Annotated in this window: 18 protein-coding genes; 7 read left to right on the top strand and 11 right to left on the bottom strand. The window is 39.1% G+C overall.

Annotation, left to right across the window (positions count from 1 at the left end):
* The first annotated feature begins 608 nt into the window (after positions 1 to 608).
* Together hetF and VB797_RS19970 are read left to right on the top strand one after the other, a co-directional pair.
* Positions 609 to 3080: a cell division protein HetF gene (gene hetF / locus VB797_RS19975; RefSeq protein ID WP_323239482.1), complete on the top strand. Its 2472-nt coding sequence runs from the start codon at positions 609 to 611 to the stop codon at positions 3078 to 3080.
* Between the two features lie 538 nt (positions 3081 to 3618).
* The gene (locus VB797_RS19970) at positions 3619 to 3912 is read left to right on the top strand and encodes a hypothetical protein (RefSeq protein ID WP_323239481.1); all 294 of its coding nucleotides are present in this window, start codon (positions 3619 to 3621) and stop codon (positions 3910 to 3912) included.
* Positions 3913 to 3953: 41 nt separating this feature from the next.
* On the opposite strand, the gene VB797_RS19965 is transcribed toward VB797_RS19970, so the two are convergent.
* The 3 genes from VB797_RS19965 to VB797_RS19955 all read right to left on the bottom strand — a co-directional run bounded on the left by VB797_RS19965 (position 3954) and on the right by VB797_RS19955 (position 6736).
* The gene (locus tag VB797_RS19965) at positions 3954 to 4232 is read right to left on the bottom strand and encodes a hypothetical protein (RefSeq protein WP_323239480.1); all 279 of its coding nucleotides are present in this window, start codon (positions 4230 to 4232) and stop codon (positions 3954 to 3956) included.
* Positions 4233 to 4548: 316 nt separating this feature from the next.
* The gene (locus tag VB797_RS19960) at positions 4549 to 5367 is read right to left on the bottom strand and encodes a type 1 glutamine amidotransferase (RefSeq protein WP_323239479.1); all 819 of its coding nucleotides are present in this window, start codon (positions 5365 to 5367) and stop codon (positions 4549 to 4551) included.
* A 37-nt stretch (positions 5368 to 5404) separates the two neighbouring features.
* Positions 5405 to 6736 carry a Mur ligase family protein gene (locus VB797_RS19955; protein ID WP_323239478.1) on the bottom strand — a complete coding sequence of 444 codons (1332 nt, stop codon included), beginning with the start codon at positions 6734 to 6736 and terminating at the stop codon, positions 5405 to 5407.
* 300 nt (positions 6737 to 7036) lie between these two features.
* Between VB797_RS19955 and VB797_RS19950 the strand changes: the two genes are divergently transcribed.
* The 5 genes from VB797_RS19950 to VB797_RS19930 all read left to right on the top strand — a co-directional run bounded on the left by VB797_RS19950 (position 7037) and on the right by VB797_RS19930 (position 11029).
* Positions 7037 to 7597, top strand: a complete 561-nt coding sequence (locus VB797_RS19950) for a thylakoid membrane photosystem I accumulation factor (protein WP_323239477.1) — start codon at positions 7037 to 7039, stop codon at positions 7595 to 7597.
* Between the two features lie 159 nt (positions 7598 to 7756).
* Entirely contained in the window at positions 7757 to 8365 is a 609-nt protein-coding gene (locus tag VB797_RS19945; protein WP_323239476.1) for a hypothetical protein, read from the top strand.
* Positions 8366 to 8602: 237 nt separating this feature from the next.
* Complete coding sequence (locus tag VB797_RS19940; RefSeq protein WP_323239475.1) at positions 8603 to 9898, top strand: phospholipase D-like domain-containing protein; 1296 nt, start codon at positions 8603 to 8605, stop codon at positions 9896 to 9898.
* Between the two features lie 727 nt (positions 9899 to 10625).
* Complete coding sequence (locus VB797_RS19935) at positions 10626 to 10817, top strand: type II toxin-antitoxin system HicA family toxin (protein ID WP_323239474.1); 192 nt, start codon at positions 10626 to 10628, stop codon at positions 10815 to 10817.
* Positions 10817 to 11029: a type II toxin-antitoxin system HicB family antitoxin gene (locus tag VB797_RS19930; protein ID WP_323239486.1), complete on the top strand. Its 213-nt coding sequence runs from the start codon at positions 10817 to 10819 to the stop codon at positions 11027 to 11029. Before VB797_RS19935 ends, VB797_RS19930 begins: the two co-directional genes overlap by 1 nt.
* Positions 11030 to 11459: 430 nt before the next feature.
* On the opposite strand, the gene egtD is transcribed toward VB797_RS19930, so the two are convergent.
* From egtD to nagA, 8 genes are all read right to left on the bottom strand, one after another.
* Positions 11460 to 12485 carry an L-histidine N(alpha)-methyltransferase gene (gene egtD, locus VB797_RS19925; protein ID WP_323239473.1) on the bottom strand — a complete coding sequence of 342 codons (1026 nt, stop codon included), beginning with the start codon at positions 12483 to 12485 and terminating at the stop codon, positions 11460 to 11462.
* A gap of 311 nt (positions 12486 to 12796) precedes the next feature.
* Complete coding sequence (locus tag VB797_RS19920; RefSeq protein ID WP_323239472.1) at positions 12797 to 14068, bottom strand: ergothioneine biosynthesis protein EgtB; 1272 nt, start codon at positions 14066 to 14068, stop codon at positions 12797 to 12799.
* Positions 14043 to 14828, bottom strand: coding sequence for an ergothioneine biosynthesis protein EgtC (egtC, locus tag VB797_RS19915; RefSeq protein ID WP_323239471.1), 786 nt, complete (start codon positions 14826 to 14828; stop codon positions 14043 to 14045). The genes VB797_RS19920 and egtC overlap by 26 nt, the downstream gene beginning before the upstream one ends.
* A 343-nt stretch (positions 14829 to 15171) precedes the next feature.
* Positions 15172 to 15549, bottom strand: coding sequence for a DUF423 domain-containing protein (locus VB797_RS19910; RefSeq protein ID WP_323239470.1), 378 nt, complete (start codon positions 15547 to 15549; stop codon positions 15172 to 15174).
* 137 nt (positions 15550 to 15686) lie between these two features.
* Positions 15687 to 16157: a hypothetical protein gene (locus VB797_RS19905; protein ID WP_323239469.1), complete on the bottom strand. Its 471-nt coding sequence runs from the start codon at positions 16155 to 16157 to the stop codon at positions 15687 to 15689.
* 275 nt (positions 16158 to 16432) lie between these two features.
* Positions 16433 to 16789, bottom strand: coding sequence for a hypothetical protein (locus tag VB797_RS19900; RefSeq protein WP_323239468.1), 357 nt, complete (start codon positions 16787 to 16789; stop codon positions 16433 to 16435).
* A gap of 101 nt (positions 16790 to 16890) precedes the next feature.
* Positions 16891 to 17577, bottom strand: coding sequence for a magnesium protoporphyrin IX methyltransferase (gene bchM, locus VB797_RS19895; RefSeq protein ID WP_323239467.1), 687 nt, complete (start codon positions 17575 to 17577; stop codon positions 16891 to 16893).
* Positions 17578 to 17731: 154 nt separating this feature from the next.
* Positions 17732 to 18916, bottom strand: coding sequence for an N-acetylglucosamine-6-phosphate deacetylase (gene nagA, locus VB797_RS19890; protein WP_323239466.1), 1185 nt, complete (start codon positions 18914 to 18916; stop codon positions 17732 to 17734).
* Positions 18917 to 19068: the final 152 nt, after the last annotated feature.

Below are 19068 nucleotides of genomic sequence, written 5' to 3'. Positions count from 1 at the left end.
ATCTAATAAGTACTTTCCGGATTAAACTGTATAAATATATTCGATTGGTCTTTAAGATTGTAAAAATAAAAAAACCCCCAGCGTGCTTGTAGGCTTACAGGGGGAGTTAGTTATCAGGGTGCATCTACCAATTAAGTGTTCTAAAGTTAACCAGTATCTTCCGGATAAAATTATCAAAACGCTGTTAAAAGTTGTATATCAAGCAACTTATATTAATCCGGTAAGATACAGTCGGACGCTATGCAGTAATTTTTGAATGACTTTGAAACCAGGTTTTGTACTTATCTTGCAAAATCCGGTCAGATTTAATTTTTTAGGGAATTTAAATCTTTACTAGCGATCGCGACTGTTAACAATAGAAAATATCGAAAAACTTTAGTAAATATGAGTCTTACTGAGGAATTAAACTAGGAAGCGCATATATAACTAAGTTAGTTCTAGGCATATTTAGTTCAATCCGGATAAAGTTGTAAGAGTGGAGAAGCCAAAAAACCACCTTAAAATAAGAAACATGAAAGCTCTTAGATACATCTAATGTATTAGGAACGAAACATAGACTTGAAACAAAAGCGTTTCCAACCAGATAAGTTAGGTAAACAGGAGAAGTTGTGACCCAGGAATTTCATATTTCCGTAACCCCAGTAGGACAAAATGACTACTTGGTGCGGACGGAACAAGTCGCCCCTGGGGTACCCTTAGCAGAAGAACTGGTAAGGTGGCCGGTGGCTGACTGGTTAGCGGCTGCTGGGAGTTTAATGAACGACCCATTGCAGTCAGTATTGCAGGGTGATGCGATGGCATTAAGCGCTTGCTTAGAAGAGACAAATGCAAGAAACTCAGTCAATTTGGTGGCACTGGGTCAGCAACTTTATAATGCACTTTTTCAAGGCACTCTCAGAGATAGTTGGATTACCGCACAAGGTATCGCCCAAAACCACCAACAGGTACTGCGTCTGCGCTTGGGCTTAAAAGATACCAAGTTAGCGCGTCTTCCTTGGGAAGTAATGCACCAAGGCGATCGCCCCATCGCGACTGGATCTTATATCGCTTTTTCTCGTTATCAAAGCGGAATGAGCGGAGCATCCCGTTTGCCATCAAGAAATATACCGCAGCTATCAACAGATGGTGGGATCAAAGTATTAATGGTAATTGCTTCTCCTGCTGACCAAGTGCGTCTTAATCTTCTCAAGCAGGAAGCAATTAGGCTGCAAGCGGAACTCGATCGCAAAACGCAGTCAGGGGGCGCTCATCTTCCAGAAATTGAATTGTCGGTACTCGAACAACCTGGAAGAGAAGAATTAACTCAAGCCTTAGAACAAGGAAATTATCACGTCCTGCACTATTCGGGTCATAGTAACTTTGGTGCAAACGGCGGCGAAATTTATTTAGTCAGCGGTAGAACGGGTCTAACCGAAACTCTGTGCGGTGATGATTTGGCTGGCTTGTTGGTAAACAATAATATCCAAATGGCAGTATTTAACTCCTGTTTGGGAACCTACGCTGCGACTTCAGAAAATAATCCGGATACCGGACAGCGCAACCTGACCGAAACACTTGTGAAGCGCGGTATTAAAAGCGTTTTAGCAATGTCAGAACGGATTCCCGATGAAGTAGCATTAACGCTAACGCAGCTATTTTACCGCAATCTATCTCAAGGATATGCCGTAGATTTGTGTGTTAGTCGGATGCGTCAAGGATTAATTTCTGCTTACAGTTCCCATCAACTGTATTGGGCGCTACCAATTTTGTATCTTCAGCCAGAATTTGATGGCTATCTAGACCCAGAAGTTTACATACCACACGAAGAATTATTTGAGGAATACGACCCTACAGTCAGCACCGACTCAGCACTTTACGCTCCCACGCAAAATGATACTTTTTCAATGGGAGGAGCGATATCCTATGAAGCAGAATCCTCCGAATTAGACTGGTTGGGTGAAAATACTTGGGGAGATCTGGTTGATGAAATTGAATACGACGATTCAAGCTATTCGGAAGATTCTGCAATAGTTACGGATTTATTCCGTCAGTTAGATGATGAAAAATCTTTAACTGAACCCCTAATGAATGCGGAGTTAGTCCAGGAGTTTGGCGATGATTACGAACAAAAGCTATCATCATTAGATCCATCTGAGGATACTTTGATATGGAACGAAAGCGAATATCCTATTGTTGGTTCTGATACAGGAACTAGCAATTCGTCGCAATTTCCTCAAAATTGGCAGCAGGATAACCAAGTTACCACCGAGTCAGCAAAAGCCGCAGCTAAAAAGCAAAAACAACAGCAGCGCTTAGCGGTTGTTGGTGTATTAGGGATAAGCGCGATCGCGCTGATCGGAGGTATTGATTATTGGCGAAGTTCTGCAAAACCTGATATTCCGGCAAAAGTTATCGTTCAAGAAAAGCGATTTGATGTTAAAACTGCTCCAACCGAAGCTGTGACTAACTTCGCTAGCGAACAACTAAGCCAAGGTCATATTGATACCGGGTTACAAGCTGTAGAAGAACTACTTAATCGTGGTGCGTTGAGTAACGCTGAAATCGCACTTGAAAATGTAGATCGAGAACAATTAAATAAAAATCCAGATGTAAACTTTGCTAAAGGACGTTTGGCATGGCAATTTGTTCAAAAAGGAGATAGTAAATACAGTATCGATGATGCCCGTCGCTTTTGGGAAACTGCCGATAAAATCAACGATAATTCATTTTTATATAAAAATGCTTTGGGCTTTGCTTACTATGCTGAAGGTAATTTAAACCGGGCTAATGATTCTTGGTTAAAGGCTTTAGACTTGACCTTTAAAAAGCATCCCGCGCAAAACGTATCTTTAATGTCTGCTCCTGAAGTTGTCGATCCAGAAGCTTTATCAGCTTATGCTGGGCTAGCTTTAAGTTTATATCAATCTTCCCTAGAGCAACCTTCGGATAAAAGGGTGAAATACTTGAATGAAGCAATCAAACTTCGCCGTATGGTAATGAAGGGTGCAAAAGGAAGTTTTCAAAGAAATAGCTTAGCTCAAAATTGGCTGTGGACTGAAAAAGCTGTTCAAGATTGGCAGTCTTTACTTAAACTTGATTAAGGAAGTTGAAATAAAAGTTCGCAAGGATTAATCTCGGTCAACACAATTCGTAATTTATGCATATAATAATTTATTTATTTAAATTCTGACGAGAAACTGCCTGAAGTCAATTTGATTGTAGGTAGAAATTATCGTAATTTACATTTATTAGCAACCCGGTTTCTTAAAGGAATCGGGTTTCTCAATGTATAGGTACGGAGTAGTCAAATCGCAATTAGGACAAGGGAATGGGGAATAGGGGCAAGGCTTTTATTTGTACCGCTGACTTAATCGCAATCTAAATCACAGAAAATAAGCTATCAAACTGTAGCTTAAATTGTAAAATCGTAAATTTCCTCAAACATCTAATCGAAAATGTCTTCTTTTGTACTAGATAGTTTGAATAAATCGCATCGATAATAGATTTAAATCACTGCTGAAGCATTATTGCCATGTGCTTTCATCATCTATCCATAATTAAAAATGGCAATTGATGAACTGCATCTTGATATTAAATATTACTTGCTAGTAAATATTAGTAACTTTTCAATCTATACCGATGAAAAATAACACATCTCAGCAGCAAAGTAAACCCTTTATTTTTCGGTGTCGCGTACAAATAGATTCGGGATGCTTGACAAAAGAAATATGTGAAAGATTAACTCCGTTTCTAGATGAATCTGAAACAAAATACGCGATTAAAGATTATCTACACAAACAGAAAAAAGCCGGTCAATTGTTGATAGATTTTAGAACCGATATGGGTATTTGGCAAGTCGAATTATCTGGAAGACGAGGTGGATGTTATCTATGGGATTTGTATTTTATTTCACCTTATTGCATCGCAGCTTAAATAAATTAAATAATTAGTATCGCTTGTCTACGAGTCGATATTTACATATGACAACTATTAATATTCTTACCATTTAAAGAACCCTTCATGCCGATAACAACAGCTTGAACTCGTTGTTTGGGGGTTCCGTGATGGTGTTCGTGACCCCAAGCATAATCACCAATTCTATAAGCGAATGTGGCAATTTCGCAGATATCTCGATCGTCAAGAGTAATATTCGGAATCAATTCCAAATACACCCCCGCTAAACAATCGGCTGTAACGAGAATAACGAGAACAACAAGAACATCTCGATCGTCAAGAGTAATATTCGGAATCAATCCCAAATACACCCCCGCTAAACAATCGGCTGTAACGAGAATAACGAGAACAACAAGAACAACTTGTTCCTAGACTCTGGCTAGGAACCGCTGTGAGTGAGGCTCTGCCTCAAGATTTGACGGAAGGCAGAGCCTTCCTGATATGCATTACAAGGTGGAACCTTGTAACGAGAATAGAGAATAACGAGAACAACTGGTTCCTAGACTCTGGCTAGGAACTGCTGTGAGTGAGGCTCTGCCTCAAGACTTGACGGAAGGCAGAGCCTTCCTGATATGCATTACAAGGTGAAACCTTGTAACGAGAGTATGAGTTAATTTAAACCTTCGCCATCTCTCCTTTAGAAAGATCCACATTTAACCGCTTCAACATCGCATCGCGTCCCTGCATCGCTAAGGTATCATCCAAGAGTGTTAAAGTAACGGCTTCTTGATATTTATTTCGTAACGCAGTTTGAATTAACCAATCTGCGACAACGGGGTTTTTCGGTAATAATGGTCCGTGAGAATAAGTTGCGATCGCATTTTGATAAAACGCTCCTTCGGTTCCATCTTCGCCGTTATTTCCTAAACCGTAAACTACTTTACCCAAGGCTTCGACTTTTCCTAATTTAGTACGTCCGCCATGATTTTCAAAGCCGACTAAATAAGGTGTCGCACCACCTAACATTTCTTTCAAATCTTTCGCTAATTTTGAAGCGGTAACTTCTATTACCAAATTACCGATGCAGCGTCGAGTATTTTCACCAGGATGTACGGAAACTAAATCCAAAATTCCCAAACCTTCAATTCTTTGTCCCGCACCGGGTTCGTAATAATGTCCCAGCAACTGCGGGGAACCGCAGGTAAATACTCCTGGAGTACCATTGTCAAGCTTAAGGCGCATCGCATCGGCTTTTACACCTTGCAAATCGCGCATCACGATTTCCTGCTGTCTATCCTGCGCTCCACCACCAACTATGATATCTACAGATTTAATCTCATCAGCGGTAGAATTTTGGTCTAAAGCTACGACTTTAACCCCATATCCGCGCCATTGAGTGCGACGTTCGATAACGATGACATTACCTCTGTCTCCATAAGTACTCATCAACGTTGGGTAAAGCCAGCCTATAGTTAATTCGAGTTGGTTATTCATGATTGAAGGTCAAAGGTTAAAGGTTAAAGGTTAGAAATCACCGAATTTTTTTACCTGTCAATGCTTCTCGCACGTCTAACATCGCCGTGTAAGTAGGTAAGATATGCAGCGTTTCGTTTTCTAGGGTATGTTCTAACGCGGTTGCAATTGCTTTTCGTAAATCTTCTTCGACTATCAAATTTAGGTTGTTATCTAGGGACTCTTGGCTGTAGCGCAGACGTAAAGCCAGATCGTAAACGCGATCGCCACTCACAATTAAAGTTCCTCCCCGCTGTACCAATTTTTCGGTGTCAACGTCCCAAATCCAGGATACATCTTCACCATCCTGTACTCGGTCATTTAATACCAGTAAAGTTGTGTGATTGTTGCTTTCGGTAACAACTCGAATCGTTTCGTTGGTACCTACCGGGTTTTTTGATAGCAGAATCCGGACTTTTTTGCCATTAATAATTAATTCTTCCGCACGTCCGAAAGCTGGTTGAAATTTTGGAATTGCTTTACGGATGTTGGCTTCATCAATTCCCAATTCTTTCGCAGCAGTGGCAGCGGCTAAGGTATTGTATTTGTTATAAAGTCCTACGAGAACCTGTTCCCATTCGCGACTTTTTAAATCGGGTTCGCTTTTTGCAAAACCACAAGCCGGACAAGTATAATCTCCCAAATGTGATAAATAAACGCCTTCGTAATCCAAAGAATGTCCGCAATTAGGACAATAAATCGAATCAACTGCATGGGGAATCGCTTCTAAATACTTTTCCGGTTCGGTTAAACCAAAAAATACCACTTTTTGAGATAAATTTTGACCGAGATAAGATAAAGTCGGGTCATCAGCGTTGGGAATCACCACCGTATCTGGTGCAAGAGTAGAAATTGCTTTTGTCCAGCGCTTGCTAATAGAATCTACTTCACCGTATCGATCCAATTGGTCGCGAAATAAATTTAAACAAAGAATAGCTCTGGGTTGAATTGGCTGCAATACTTTGGCAACAATATTCTCATCAACTTCCAAAATGGCGTAATCGACATCTAAATGACCAAATAAATTGGTACTTTCCATCAACGCCGTTACCAAACCATTCTCTAGATTAGCACCAGTAGAGTTGAGAGCGACACGGTACCCTTGTTCCTCCAACATCGTGCGTAGCAGCAAAGATGTGGTAGTTTTACCATTAGTACCGGCAATTAAGATGATGCCTTGTTTAACTTGCTGACTTAGCGATCGCAACAAGTTGGGTTCAATACGTCGTGCAATGGAACCAGGTAACACAGAAGCCGCACCTAAACGCAAAGTACGGACTCCAAAAGTCACGCTTTTTGCAGCAGAGACAGCCAAACCAAGCCTAAATTTATCTATAAGTTGAATTCCCACAAACGTACCCTAATTTAAAGATATAAGTTTCAAATTTAATAAGCGTGAGTTTAGCGAATCCCCGGAGAAAAAGCCAGTGTTAAGGTCACAAATTTGAAGATGGGGGATTGGGTGGATGGGGAGACAAGAACAAAAATAACTTACCCATTACCCATTACCCATTACCGATTACCCATTACCCATTACCCATTACCGATTACCAATTACCAATTACCAATTACCCATTTTCTATATATCTATCTTGCGAAGTTCATTTCAGCATAAACTTAAAACAAAATCTAGCTTAAAGGGTTGCTTTGAATGAGTAAATTAAAGTCGTTTATTTTACATCTTTTCTGTTTATTAATCCTAATTAGTTGCCTATCATTTACGAGTATGCAGCCAGCGTTAGCAACTGTGGATGACGATCAATACGAAGGTAATATCTTCATGCTTTATGCTGGGAATGGCTCGTTAGTCCCCGCACACGCGACTTTAGCCGAAGCTTTGGCAAATCATAAACCTACAATGTTAGCCTTTTATGTAGATGACAGTCGCGATTGTAAAAAGTATGCAATTGTAATTTCCCGCATTCAGTCATCTTACGGTAGCGTAGCAGAAGTTATTACCGTAGATGTAGATAGAATTTCACTTGAAGCAACGGATTCTCCCACTGAACCAAGTTATTACTATTCCGGTGGTGTTCCTCAAGTAGTAGTATTTAATCAAGCGGGAGATGTGATTTTAAACAAAAAAGGACAAGTTCCTTTTGAAGAAATAGATGACAAATTTAGAGAAATGTTTGATTTATTACCACGTTCGGAATCCGTAGAATTAAAACGACGTTCTTTTAATGAATTCAGTAGCGAGTTATCTGAATAACTTAAAGTGCCGCCAAAAAGTCGGCACTTGGTTTTTAGTTATATTCAATACTACAATCTTTGAAATGAAGCGATAATATTTAGAGGTCAGCAGTAAAGATTTCAGAAATTACTGCTAACTAATAATTGATAAATCTAATAATTACTAGAGTGTATTCTGATGTCACAAGTTTACACTACCGAGGAACTAATCAAAATTTTAACAGATGAGCGCCAAGCTTGTCTGACGGGAAAGCGCTTGAAGTTAGAAGTGAAGGTATCTGGTAATCCTGTAATTGACCAGTTTATCAAAACTGAAGGCTTGCAAAAGTTTACTGCTTATCAGGATTTTAAAACTGCCATTCATGAATATCAGCAGGAGCATCAAATTTCTGGTATTGTATGGCGAGAGGTAAATGTGAAAGGTGAAAATTTACGTTACCCGGAAGTTGATGGACAGTTAATCGCGCTACAAAATGATTTACAAATAATAGAAGCGGCCAAGACTTCGATTTTAGAATTTTGGTCTAAAGTTACTGTGGGGATGGACTTTTATTTAAGTGTTAGTAACGGTAAACTATATCAGCAGATTAATTTAGAAGATATTAAAAGAATAGACCAGAGAACCCAATGGGCTGGTTTATGGAAATGGGAAAAATCTGACTTTTTAGAAATAATTTTACAGTTAGGATGGGGAAAACCAGAAGAAGCTTGTTATAAACGAGGATTTCCCGCATCCGGTAACGAGTTTATTCATGCGGTAAATCCGGGTCAGCAACCGATTGGATGATCGGAATTTTAGATTTTAGATTACCCTGCGGGAAGACGCTTCCGCGTCAATGGATTTTGGATTGGTAATTAAAATTACCTTCTTTATGCTTTTTGATAAATAAATTTTCTTTCTGTAGCTAGATGTATTTAGTTTATTCGCTCGCATTTAATAATTATAATTCTATTCTTGAAGCATTTCAGCATAAAATAACTTCCGACGAATACTTTATTCTATAGTTAATTTTTAATATACATAATGGTTGAGTCGATTTTGTGGCGGCTGTTTATTGCATTATTGATACTCAGCTTAGTTATTTTAATCGGTTTTTATTTCCGGGGAGCCTTTCGCGATCGCATAAAATATCGAGTTAAAAACGCGCTTAAACCGGACGATCCAGAATTTCCCTTTGTCTTAGCTAGTACCACCAACTCTTTTATGAGTAAGGGGGTAATTACCAATTTCTGGAATCAAGCAGCCGATATTCAACAAGCTCGTTTAGATGCGATCGGTCAAGCACAACATACAATTGACTTTGAAACGTTCTTTATGACTCCCGGTAAGAGAGCCGATGATTTTGCGATCGCGCTTGCCGAAAGAGCCGGAGCGGGTGTTGAAGTACGCTTGATTGTCGATCAATATGGCACAAAAAAGATATCTAAGCAATATTGGCAGCGTTTGCGAGCAACGGGGGTAAAAATATCTTTTTTCAATTCCTTCAATTGGAAAGCTCCTTTAGATTATGCTGGTCGTACTCACCGCAAGCTACTACTAATCGATAGTAAGTTTGGCTTAATCGGTGGTGCGGGTATTTCTGATATGTGGGATGGAACACAAAAAGATGATGATACCCAGCCTTGGTTAGATGTAGAGATACGTTTAGAAGGAGAAATTATTCGGATTTTAACGGGGGTATTTTCGCAACACTGGACTTTTGATGACTGTACGGCAGATTTCGCTAGAGAAAAATTCCAGCCTGCTGACGATAAAGATAACCAGCATCTAATGATAGTAGTACCGGGAGCAAACCCCAGAATCCGTTTTTCACCGATTCAAAATTTTAAGTACAACAGCTTTGTTTGTGCCAGAAAACGAATTTGGTTAGCTAGTCCTTATTTTCTACCTGACGATCACTCGATGAATTTATTGGTAGAAGCAAAACAAAGAGGAGTAGACGTTCGCATTCTTACCACCAGCAACCGCAGCGATAAAAAGCCGGTATATTATGCTTCCTATGAACATTACGGGAAGTTACTTGCAGGTGATGTCGAAATCTATGAGTTTCAGCCCAGCATGACCCATGCAAAATTGCTGTTAATTGACGATCTGTGGGCAACGACAGGTAGTGCTAATTTTGACCCCCGCAGCTTTTGTCATAACGAAGAATTAGATATTTGTAGCCCCCAACCTGAGTTAGTTAAGGGGATTAAAGATACTTTTGAAAAAGGTTTTGCACAAAGCAAGCAGATTACCTATGTAGAGTGGAAAAAGCGTTCTTTAATCAAACATAGAATATTAGGTAATATAGTTAATTTCTTTCAATGGCAGTTGTAATTTAAAATACTGCAAATAACATTAACTAATGCAGTACATTATCGTAAAAGTGCAACATTTTACTACGTGAATCTTTTTAAAAATTATAGATTTGGCTTAAAGCCGTGTAAATCAGATTTTCGCTCGAAAAGCATAGATCTAATTCAACTGATTGATAATACGGATAATTTCTTGAGAATTAAATAATGAGTCAACCTAATGCAAATTCTTTACCAATCAAGGCAACTTTATTACTAACCAGTACCTTGACAGTAATGTGGAGAGCGACATATTGCGAGTCAATCTATAACCTATATTGTAGATTTGGGTCACTCCTACAGTTTAGTAGATATTTTATTGTTAATCGTTGCCGTAATATTTTTTGCATTTAGAAAAATAGTCAAGTTGTTGAAATCTAACCCACAATAATAATTCATTATTCTGTAGTTATAGAAGTTTTAAAATAATATTTTGTAGGGTGCGTTAGGCATTTTTTTATCTTGTTTGAGGTTATACGTTAATTAATGCCGTAACGCACCATCAACGATTAAAGTACATTACGGCAAGAATAATATATCGATTTATTCCGGAATTCACAGGTGCCGTAACACACCGTATAATTAAAATCAGATGGAAAATAAAAATTGTTCACCTCATTATCTAAGAAAGTTTTTTCACTTGAGTTAAAAACTCATAATCTGCGATTCTATTTGTAACAGGAATTTTGCCTACACAGTAAAACAGCAGTATGAAAGTAAGTGAAGTTATTAAACTATTAGAAAATGATGGCTGGTATCTTGCTAGAACTAAAGGTAGTCATAGGCAATTTAAACATTTTGATAAATCCGGTACCGTTACAGTAGCCGGTAAGTTAAGTATTGATGTGCCTATCGGTACACTTAAAAGTATATGGAAACAGGCACAATTGGAGGAAGAATAATGCGTTATGTTGTAGTTATTGAAAAAGCAGAAACGAGCTATGGTGCTTACGTTCCTGACTTACCTGGATGTATTGCAGTAGCTGAAAGTTTAGAAGAAGTAAAAATGTTAATAGAGTCAGCTGTTGAATTTCATTTAGAGGGGATGCAAGAAGATGGATTGCTAATTCCCGAACCTAGAACTATTGCTCATGAAGTAGAAGTTTTCAAATAGTATTTTGTAGGGTGCGTTAGGCATTTTGTAATCTCATTTGAGGTTATACGTTAATTAATGCCGTAACGTACCATCAACCGAAAGCATACCGAAAGTGCAAATGGATTTTTTGTAGTGCGTTACCCTAACGGGTCAGCAAGCTGAACGCTTAGCGTGTCCGTAAGGACAGCATCTTGCTCGCTATACTCTGTGACACCACTCCGACCTGAAGGCGCGGAGCTTCCAAGAATCACTTCTTAGATTTCCTAATAAATAAATAGCTAGAAACTGCCAATGATCGCAGTGAGTTACGACAAGAATAATACCTATTTATCCTCAAAATTATTTGTGCCGTAACACAACGGCAATATTGCGGGAAGAAAACCTACACCGCAATTTGCCTTACCTACAATTAAGAGTGGGTGGGAAAAAATAATGCCCACCCTACTATTTAAGAAAGTTTAGACAAAATTAAACCAAACCATTTATTATCATCAGTCCACGCTTTTTGCGGAACTAAACCTTTCTTTGTAAGTAACTCTTGAATACCATTAATATCAAACTTGCGAGAAATTTCCGTGTTGATAGTTTCGCCCGGATCAAAGTTTACTTTAAGATTAAGAGAACGTAATTCTATACTTTGAGATTCTAACGATCGCAAATGCATTTCTATTTGATACTTTGTCTCGTTATAAAATGCCCAATGTTCAAACTTACTTAAATCAAAGTTACCATCAAAGCGGCGATTTAAATGATTCAGCATATTAAGATTAAAAGCCGCCGTTACTCCCGCAGAATCATCGTAAGCAGCTTCCAAAATATGTTTTGGCTTTCGCAAATCTACACCCAATAAGAAATACTCTCCCAACTGTAAAGCAGCGGTAATTTGAGATAGAAAATTATCGCATTCTTGAGGATTCAAATTACCTAAAGTACTGCCGATAAAGCCGATAGTACGACTTGGTAATTCGCTTGGCTGCAATTGCTCTAATGCTTGTTCGTAAGTTCCCGCTAATGCATGAACTTGTAACGAAGGATAATCTACTAAAAGTTGTCGAGCGCTTGCTTCTAAAATACCAGCACTTACATCAATTGGTAAATAACGGAGAGGATAACCTTTTTTGTGATAAGCATCTAATAAGATACGAGTCTTTGTTGAACTACCGCTACCAAGTTCAATTAACTCGCTTTCCCCAGTTATATCGGCAATCTCTTCAGCGCAATTTTGTAAGATCGAAGTCTCAGTTCTAGTTACATAATATTCCGGTAATTCGCAAATTTCTTCAAATAACTCAGAACCGCGATCGTCATAGAAATAGCGTGGGGAGAGATATTTAGGATTATGAGTTAATCCTTTAACTACATCACTTCCATCAGGAGAAGCAATTGTTAATTGTTGCAAGTGCTGTATTTTCAAGCGACTTTCTACGCTTTTGGAGTAACCAACCGATGCGCTGATAGCTTTTGAAAATGTCATTAAGCCTCCGATTATTTGGTCTGAGAGGTTGCTTTGTTTAACAAACGTCAAACCAAATCTAGATTATCAGGAATTAGTCAGCAGTGAACATTCAACAGTTATCAGTTAAAGAATTTTAGATTTTAGATTAAGTATAGAGAATAGGAGTTAGGAGTTAAGAGTTAGGAGTAGTGCGTTACCCTAACGGGTCAGCAAGCTGAACGCGAAGCGTGTCCATAAGGACAAGCATCTTGCTCGCTGTTTAACTACCCCCGAACCCCCTGTCTCCCCACCCCCTTGTCCCCCCATCTCCCCATCCCCCCATCCCTTCCTCAAGCTGCACAGCGAAATCCGGCGAACATCTGACGTACTCCGGGATGGTACCAGTTACGAAAACTACTGCGTAAAGCCCAGGGACGAGTTGCCCAACTTCCACCTTTAAGAACTTTATGCTCGTTGTCGAAATAAACTTGCGAATAGCCTTTGTAGGGGTAATGTTCAAAGCCTTGATAAGCATCAAACCAGCTTGCAGTCCATTCCCAAACGTTTCCCAAGGTATCGTACAAACCGTAAGCGCTTTGTCCAGACGGGTAAGCGTTTACTGGTGTTGTTTGACTGTGAAAATTATTGTGATTGCAGTGTTCGGGTGTAGGTTGTTTATCTCCCCAGGGATAAATACGACGGGATTTTGATTTTTCATCCCAACTCGCGGCTTTTTCCCATTCTGCTTCTGTAGGTAAACGTTTACCTACAAATTTTGCGTAGGCTTCTGCTTCGTAATAACTTACACCCCAAACTGGGTGATTGTACCAAGCTGGATTATCTTCCCAATAAAGCGGTTGTGTGGCTTTTTCTGCTTGCAACCATTTCCAGCCTGCTTCCGACCACCACTGATTACTTTTGTAACCACCCGCTTCCATAAATACTCGATATTGCTTGCAGGTTATAGGATAGCGATCAATAGAATATGTCTCTAAATCAACTTTGTGAGCAGAACATTCGTTATCGAGAGCATCCAAAGAATTATTACCCATTTCAAATTCACCTGCTGGGATTTGAATCATCTCGTTGAGAGGATTGGGGGTTAAAGCAGAATAAGCAAGATGCCAAGAATTTTCTTTTTCTTGGTTTGACTGCTGATTCCTAATTAATTCCAACACAAAACTAATAGTTTCGCTGTGCTGGCTTTCATGTTGTAGCAAAAAGCGCCATAAACGTTCTTGCTGTTGTAAATCAGTTTTTTCCATGTGATACAGAACTTTGTCTCGAACTGTATCGAGGTAATCGCGAGTTTCGATTAAGGAAGGTAGTTTAACCCGTTGATTTTTAGGTAAACCGTCTGCTGCATATAGTTGACGGTATTGCGGAAACAAACAAGATGCTTCAGCGTTACGTTCTAATAACCATAAAGATTCGGTATAGGCAATATGCCCCAAATGCCAACCTACAGGGCTAAAATCTGGATGAGCCTGAAGACAAAAAGTAGCTTCATCCATATTTTTAAACAACTCAAGAGTTTTTGCGCGACATTCGACAAAACCGCAAATAATGCTCTCTTTCGTACTAGATGCTTTTAAACTAGATTTGTTCAATTCTGATATCACAATCTTCTCTCACACTGAGAATGCTATTTTCTGGGAACGAATTCCAATTACCTTTAAACAGCGGTTCGGAAGCAATGATTACCGAGTTGGAATTTGAGTCGTTTTGCAGCCAATAAAGAGAAGGGGATGGAGGTTTTGTACTAAAGCGAGAAGCTACAAGACGATTTCCGTCACTTATAACTAAATTAGCTAGAGTATAAGTTTCATGATGTTCCGCTAACTCTTTTAGTTTGAGTAAAGTTAGATGCATAGCCTGCTCTAAACTTTTACCTGGGCTATTTTGCAACTCGTTAAGCAGCAGAGCAAAAATATGCTCTGAATCGGTAGTTCCTTTTACCCACTGATAAATTTCATCATTTAATAGACTGCGTATAGGTCTATATAGGGTCTGACGAAACTGATCAATTTTACCATTGTGAATAAATAATAAGCGCTGATATTTGAATGGTTGGCAATTACTGATATCGAGTGCTTGTCCCGCAGTTGCGCTGCGAACGTAAGAAACGACACATCCAGATTCAACATAACGGCTGAGACTGGGTAAATTAACATCATTCCAAATCGGCAGCGTACTTCTGTAACTAAAAGGTTCAGTATCTTTTTGAGCGTGATACCAACCAACACCGAAACCATCAGCATTAACAGTCCCAGAAATCATTTCCTGGGGTTGATAGCTTTGGGTTATCAGTGAATGTTCGTGATTATCAAGTAAACTTTCTAATGATACAGGCGAACCAAGATAGGCAAGTAATCGGCACATAAATTCAGTTAGGAGTTATGAGTTATAAGTTATGAGTTAGGAGTTATGAGTCAAGTATTTTACTCCCTGTTCTCCTATCCTAGGAATGCATAACTAATCACTTATAGCAAAAATAGTACAAATGTCTAATTCGATGATGATCATTTTTTTCGTACCGATTTAATCAATTCTGGGTCTTTTTTTTATACTTTACCTGACGCTTTGTTACCGGACGTTGCTGTACTATCGAGGAAACCCGCAGTAAGACGGGTTATAAATCTTTTAGTCCACGCAGGTGGACTTCGCCTGTGTAGTAGCGGTTTCAAACGCCAGATAGTTGAAATTACTAATACTAATACTAATACTATTGATAATTGAATGCAGCGATCGCCAATGCACCCCAACCGGCAATAAATGCTACACCACCAATTGGTGTGATGGCTCCTAATATTTTAATGTCGCTTAAACTTAGAGCGTATAAGCTTCCTGAAAAAATAAATATGCCGATAATAAATAACCAGCCACTCGCAATTAAACTTGGTGCAGGTGATTTGGCTTGATTGAGCAAAATTGCTACAAGTAACAGCGCTAAAGCATGATACATCTGATAGCGAGCGCCGACTTCAAAAATTTCTAGAGCGCGATCGCTAAGTCTTTCTTTTAAAGCGTGAGAAGCAAAAGCCCCAGCAGCCACTGATAAACCAGCAAATAAGGCTGCTAGACTCATGAATATTTTTATCATGTTACTGATTTGATGGAGATGGGGGATGGTGGGATGAGGAGATGGGGGGATAGGGGGACAAGGAGAAATTAATTACGAATTACGAATTATTTTCTATGCCCAATTACCAATTACCAATTACCAATTACCAATTTATTTTAAATATCAAAGTGATAAGAAACTGCACCGTCTTCACTTACTTTAAAGTTAGCGTTAAATTGCTTGGCTTGGTCGTCTAGGAATTCTCTAGCGGTGGCTGGTGGTAGCTGTGACTGCATGGCAAAGCCTAAAACTGTGATGCGTCCTTCGTTTTCGGCTATCATGCGATAAAACATCGATTGCAGGTGAAGATTCATTTGTTGTGCGATCGCATTTTTTTCTTGTTTCCCTTGACGACGCATTCCCAAAGCTAACCATCCACCTAAAGCTAAGCTGGGTAAGCCGAAAATAATTCCATTCACTGCTGTGGTATCTAGTTGTGCTACTGCATAATCATTGATATAATCATGCTCGCCAATTAGATCTTTATACATTAAATGTTTATTTATCATTGCGTGGGCTGATAGTGTTGTCATCATAAACCCTAATGTAATTAACCAACCAGCAGCTAACTTCTCAGCAGTTTTCATAATATTTTTAAAGTTTTAACTTTTAAGGTTGATTCTAACCTCACTTCATCAAAGCTTCCAGTCATAAATCATCAAATTATCACTCGCTCTAAAGTGTCAAAGATGTGGCTACCTGGGATATTTTCTTGCTAAATCAGTATTGTTACTGAAATTAAAAAAATATTAATTACATATACTCTTAAAATTAAATGCTTTTGTTTTATGGGGAAACGCGCTTATTGCAACGTTTCCACAAGTTAATTAAAACAAAACAGAATTAAAATAAATACACCCGTTCAAAGATGAAAGTGATAATAAACCCCACCATTGTGATGATGGTCGAAAGTAGCATTAAATTCCTTGGCTTTGGAATCTAAGAATAATTTGGCTTCTTCTCCTGTAATCTCTGCTTCTTTAGCAAAGCGTAATAAGGAGATTTGTCCTCTTTGTTCTTCTACAAGTCGATAAAAAGTAGATTGAAGATGACTTGTTAGCTGTCTTTGATGTTGCTGACGCAATCCCAATATCAGCCAAGTTCCAAACCCAACACCGGATAAACCTAAAGCTACACCAGCAAATGCTTTATCTGCTATTTCCTGTTTCTGTTCAATTTCTTGATTATTGTTCGATAATGCCTCCACAGTTACTTGCATGAGAAGAATAGATCCGAATGAGAGTAGCAAACCAGCCGAAACTTTTGTGAGAAACTTCATAGAAACACGACAAGATGTGATATCTTGCCGCGATCTTAACCTTAGTTGCGTGTAGCTTCCAGTATGCGGGAAAAGTAAAACCGCGTGCGCGTCATTGCTTGACGTTGGATGTTAAAGCCGTTTTTTTGCAAAAAATCAACGATATCGGCTTCACGATGTAGATATGCACGGGTGGTTTTACTCGGACCTGGAAAGAAACCTCCGATTTTTTTTAATATACTCAGGGCAAAGGTTTTAGGTGCAAAACTCACAATTATTCGCGATTCTGCGGTGCTGCATAAATGAGATATCATTTCGGCAGCTTTTTCTTGGGGATAGTGGATCAAAACATCCAAGCAAACAACTGTATGATACTTACCACTCAAGCCTTCTAAGTCTTGCACGGCGAAAGTTGGATTATCAGCGTTTCCTAAGATATCTTTGGCTCGCTCTTTACCTTCTTCGACCATTTTTTCCGAAATATCGCTAGCGTACACTTTGGCTCCGGCTTGAGCTAAAGGTATGCTGAGACTACCTACACCACATCCAGCGTCGCATATTGATATTTCTGACAAATTTTCATCGGCTTTCAACCAGCTAAGCACTGTCTCTACGGTCTTTTGATGCCCTTTACGGATATCAAGTTGCACCTTATTAACTTCACCATTGCCATAAATACGTCTCCAACGGTCAAAGCCAGTGGAATTGAAATATTCCTTAACAATGGTTTTATCGTCTACTACGTTCATAAAATTTAATAATTAACGGTACTAAATCGAGAAAATGCTTATTATCGGTAGAATACATCAATTGAGGACAGTGCAACCGTTTAAAAAGCAGAAAACCACAAAGTGATGTGCATTTGTGGTTCGTTGAAAAATATTCAGTTTTTCTAAATCATTTTTAGGACAACAAGCGCTGCCAAGTTAATTGTTTATTAGATTCATCATAATTCCAACGTAACAGATTGCTGGCATGAGCGCCTTCAATTCCTGGTAAACCAATTGCTTGTCGCGGTGCGGAGGTTGCGATCGCAATGGCTGTTTCAACGTTACATATGCCCCATTTCACCAAATTTTCCACTCCGCATAGCAGGGGTAAAGTTGTTCCCGATAAAGTTCCATCTGCTAACCGTGCGGTACCATCACTAACTGTAATTTCTCGACTATCCCAAGGATAAGTGCCGTCGGGTAATCCTAAAGGAGCTAAAGCATCGCTAACTAAGAACAGTCCTTTGGTATAATCGCTTGCCCGCAACAGTAAATCTATCATCATCGGTGAAACGTGCTTACCGTCAGCAATAAAACCACACATGACGTTTTCGTGGGTAATAGCCGCAGCTAATAAACCCGGTTCGCGGTGATGTAAGGGTGGCATCGCATTAAAAGCGTGAGTTACCATAGTTGCACCCGCATTAAACGCGCTTTGTGCTTGCTCTGCGGTGGCTTGGGAGTGTCCTAAACTAACGGTGATACCCTGTTGATGTAAATAATAAATTACTTCGTTGTTGGCATCCAATTCTGGCGCTAAGGTAATCACTTTGATAATTTGAGTGAAATTACTTAAAACTCGCTTTACTTCTGCAAGCGATAAATTTAACAGAAACTCTTGAGGATGTGCGCCGCGTTTTTGGGGATTTAAAAAAGGTCCTTCTAAATGCACTCCCAAAACTTTCGCACCCGAAGTTTGATCTTGCATAAAATTGCTAACGACTGTAAGAGAACGTTCGATATTTTCTACAGAAGTTGTGACCAGAGTCGGTAAAAATGCATCAACACCACTGTCCCAGAGATAATCGCAAATTTTTTGTAAATCACCGGCATTTTCTGGATTCAAATCTGGAAAAGCAGTTCCCAAAGCACCGTTAATCTGTAAATCGACACCACCCAAAGAAAGGCGATCGCCCTCAGCATCTAATACCTGTAAATTAGTCAGAGGAACCCGTTTGATAATTTTATCCATCGACACTATTTGTTCAACAATGCCATCGCGGTTAATAAACACCATTTGTCGATCTTCGTAACCGGGAACCAGAGCGTTAATTATATTTAGTGGAGTCGCGAAATTACTTAAAGTTTTTTGAGTCATTGGATTCAGGAAATTCACGAATAAAGCTCAGACAATTTTGATAGAAATTGCCGCTATTAATCAAGAATAAAAATGTCATTAATTGTTTTTCTAGGGATTTTCTGGGAAATTTATATATTTAGTTTTAGTTATTGTAGGGTGTGTGACTAGGC

Origin of the sequence: Rivularia sp. UHCC 0363, from assembly GCF_034931125.1 — a bacterium.
Classification (GTDB): Bacteria; Cyanobacteriota; Cyanobacteriia; order Cyanobacteriales; family Nostocaceae; genus Rivularia.
The sequence above is the reverse complement of the archived record's forward strand: the minus strand, read 5'-3'. Positions and strand labels throughout refer to the sequence as shown.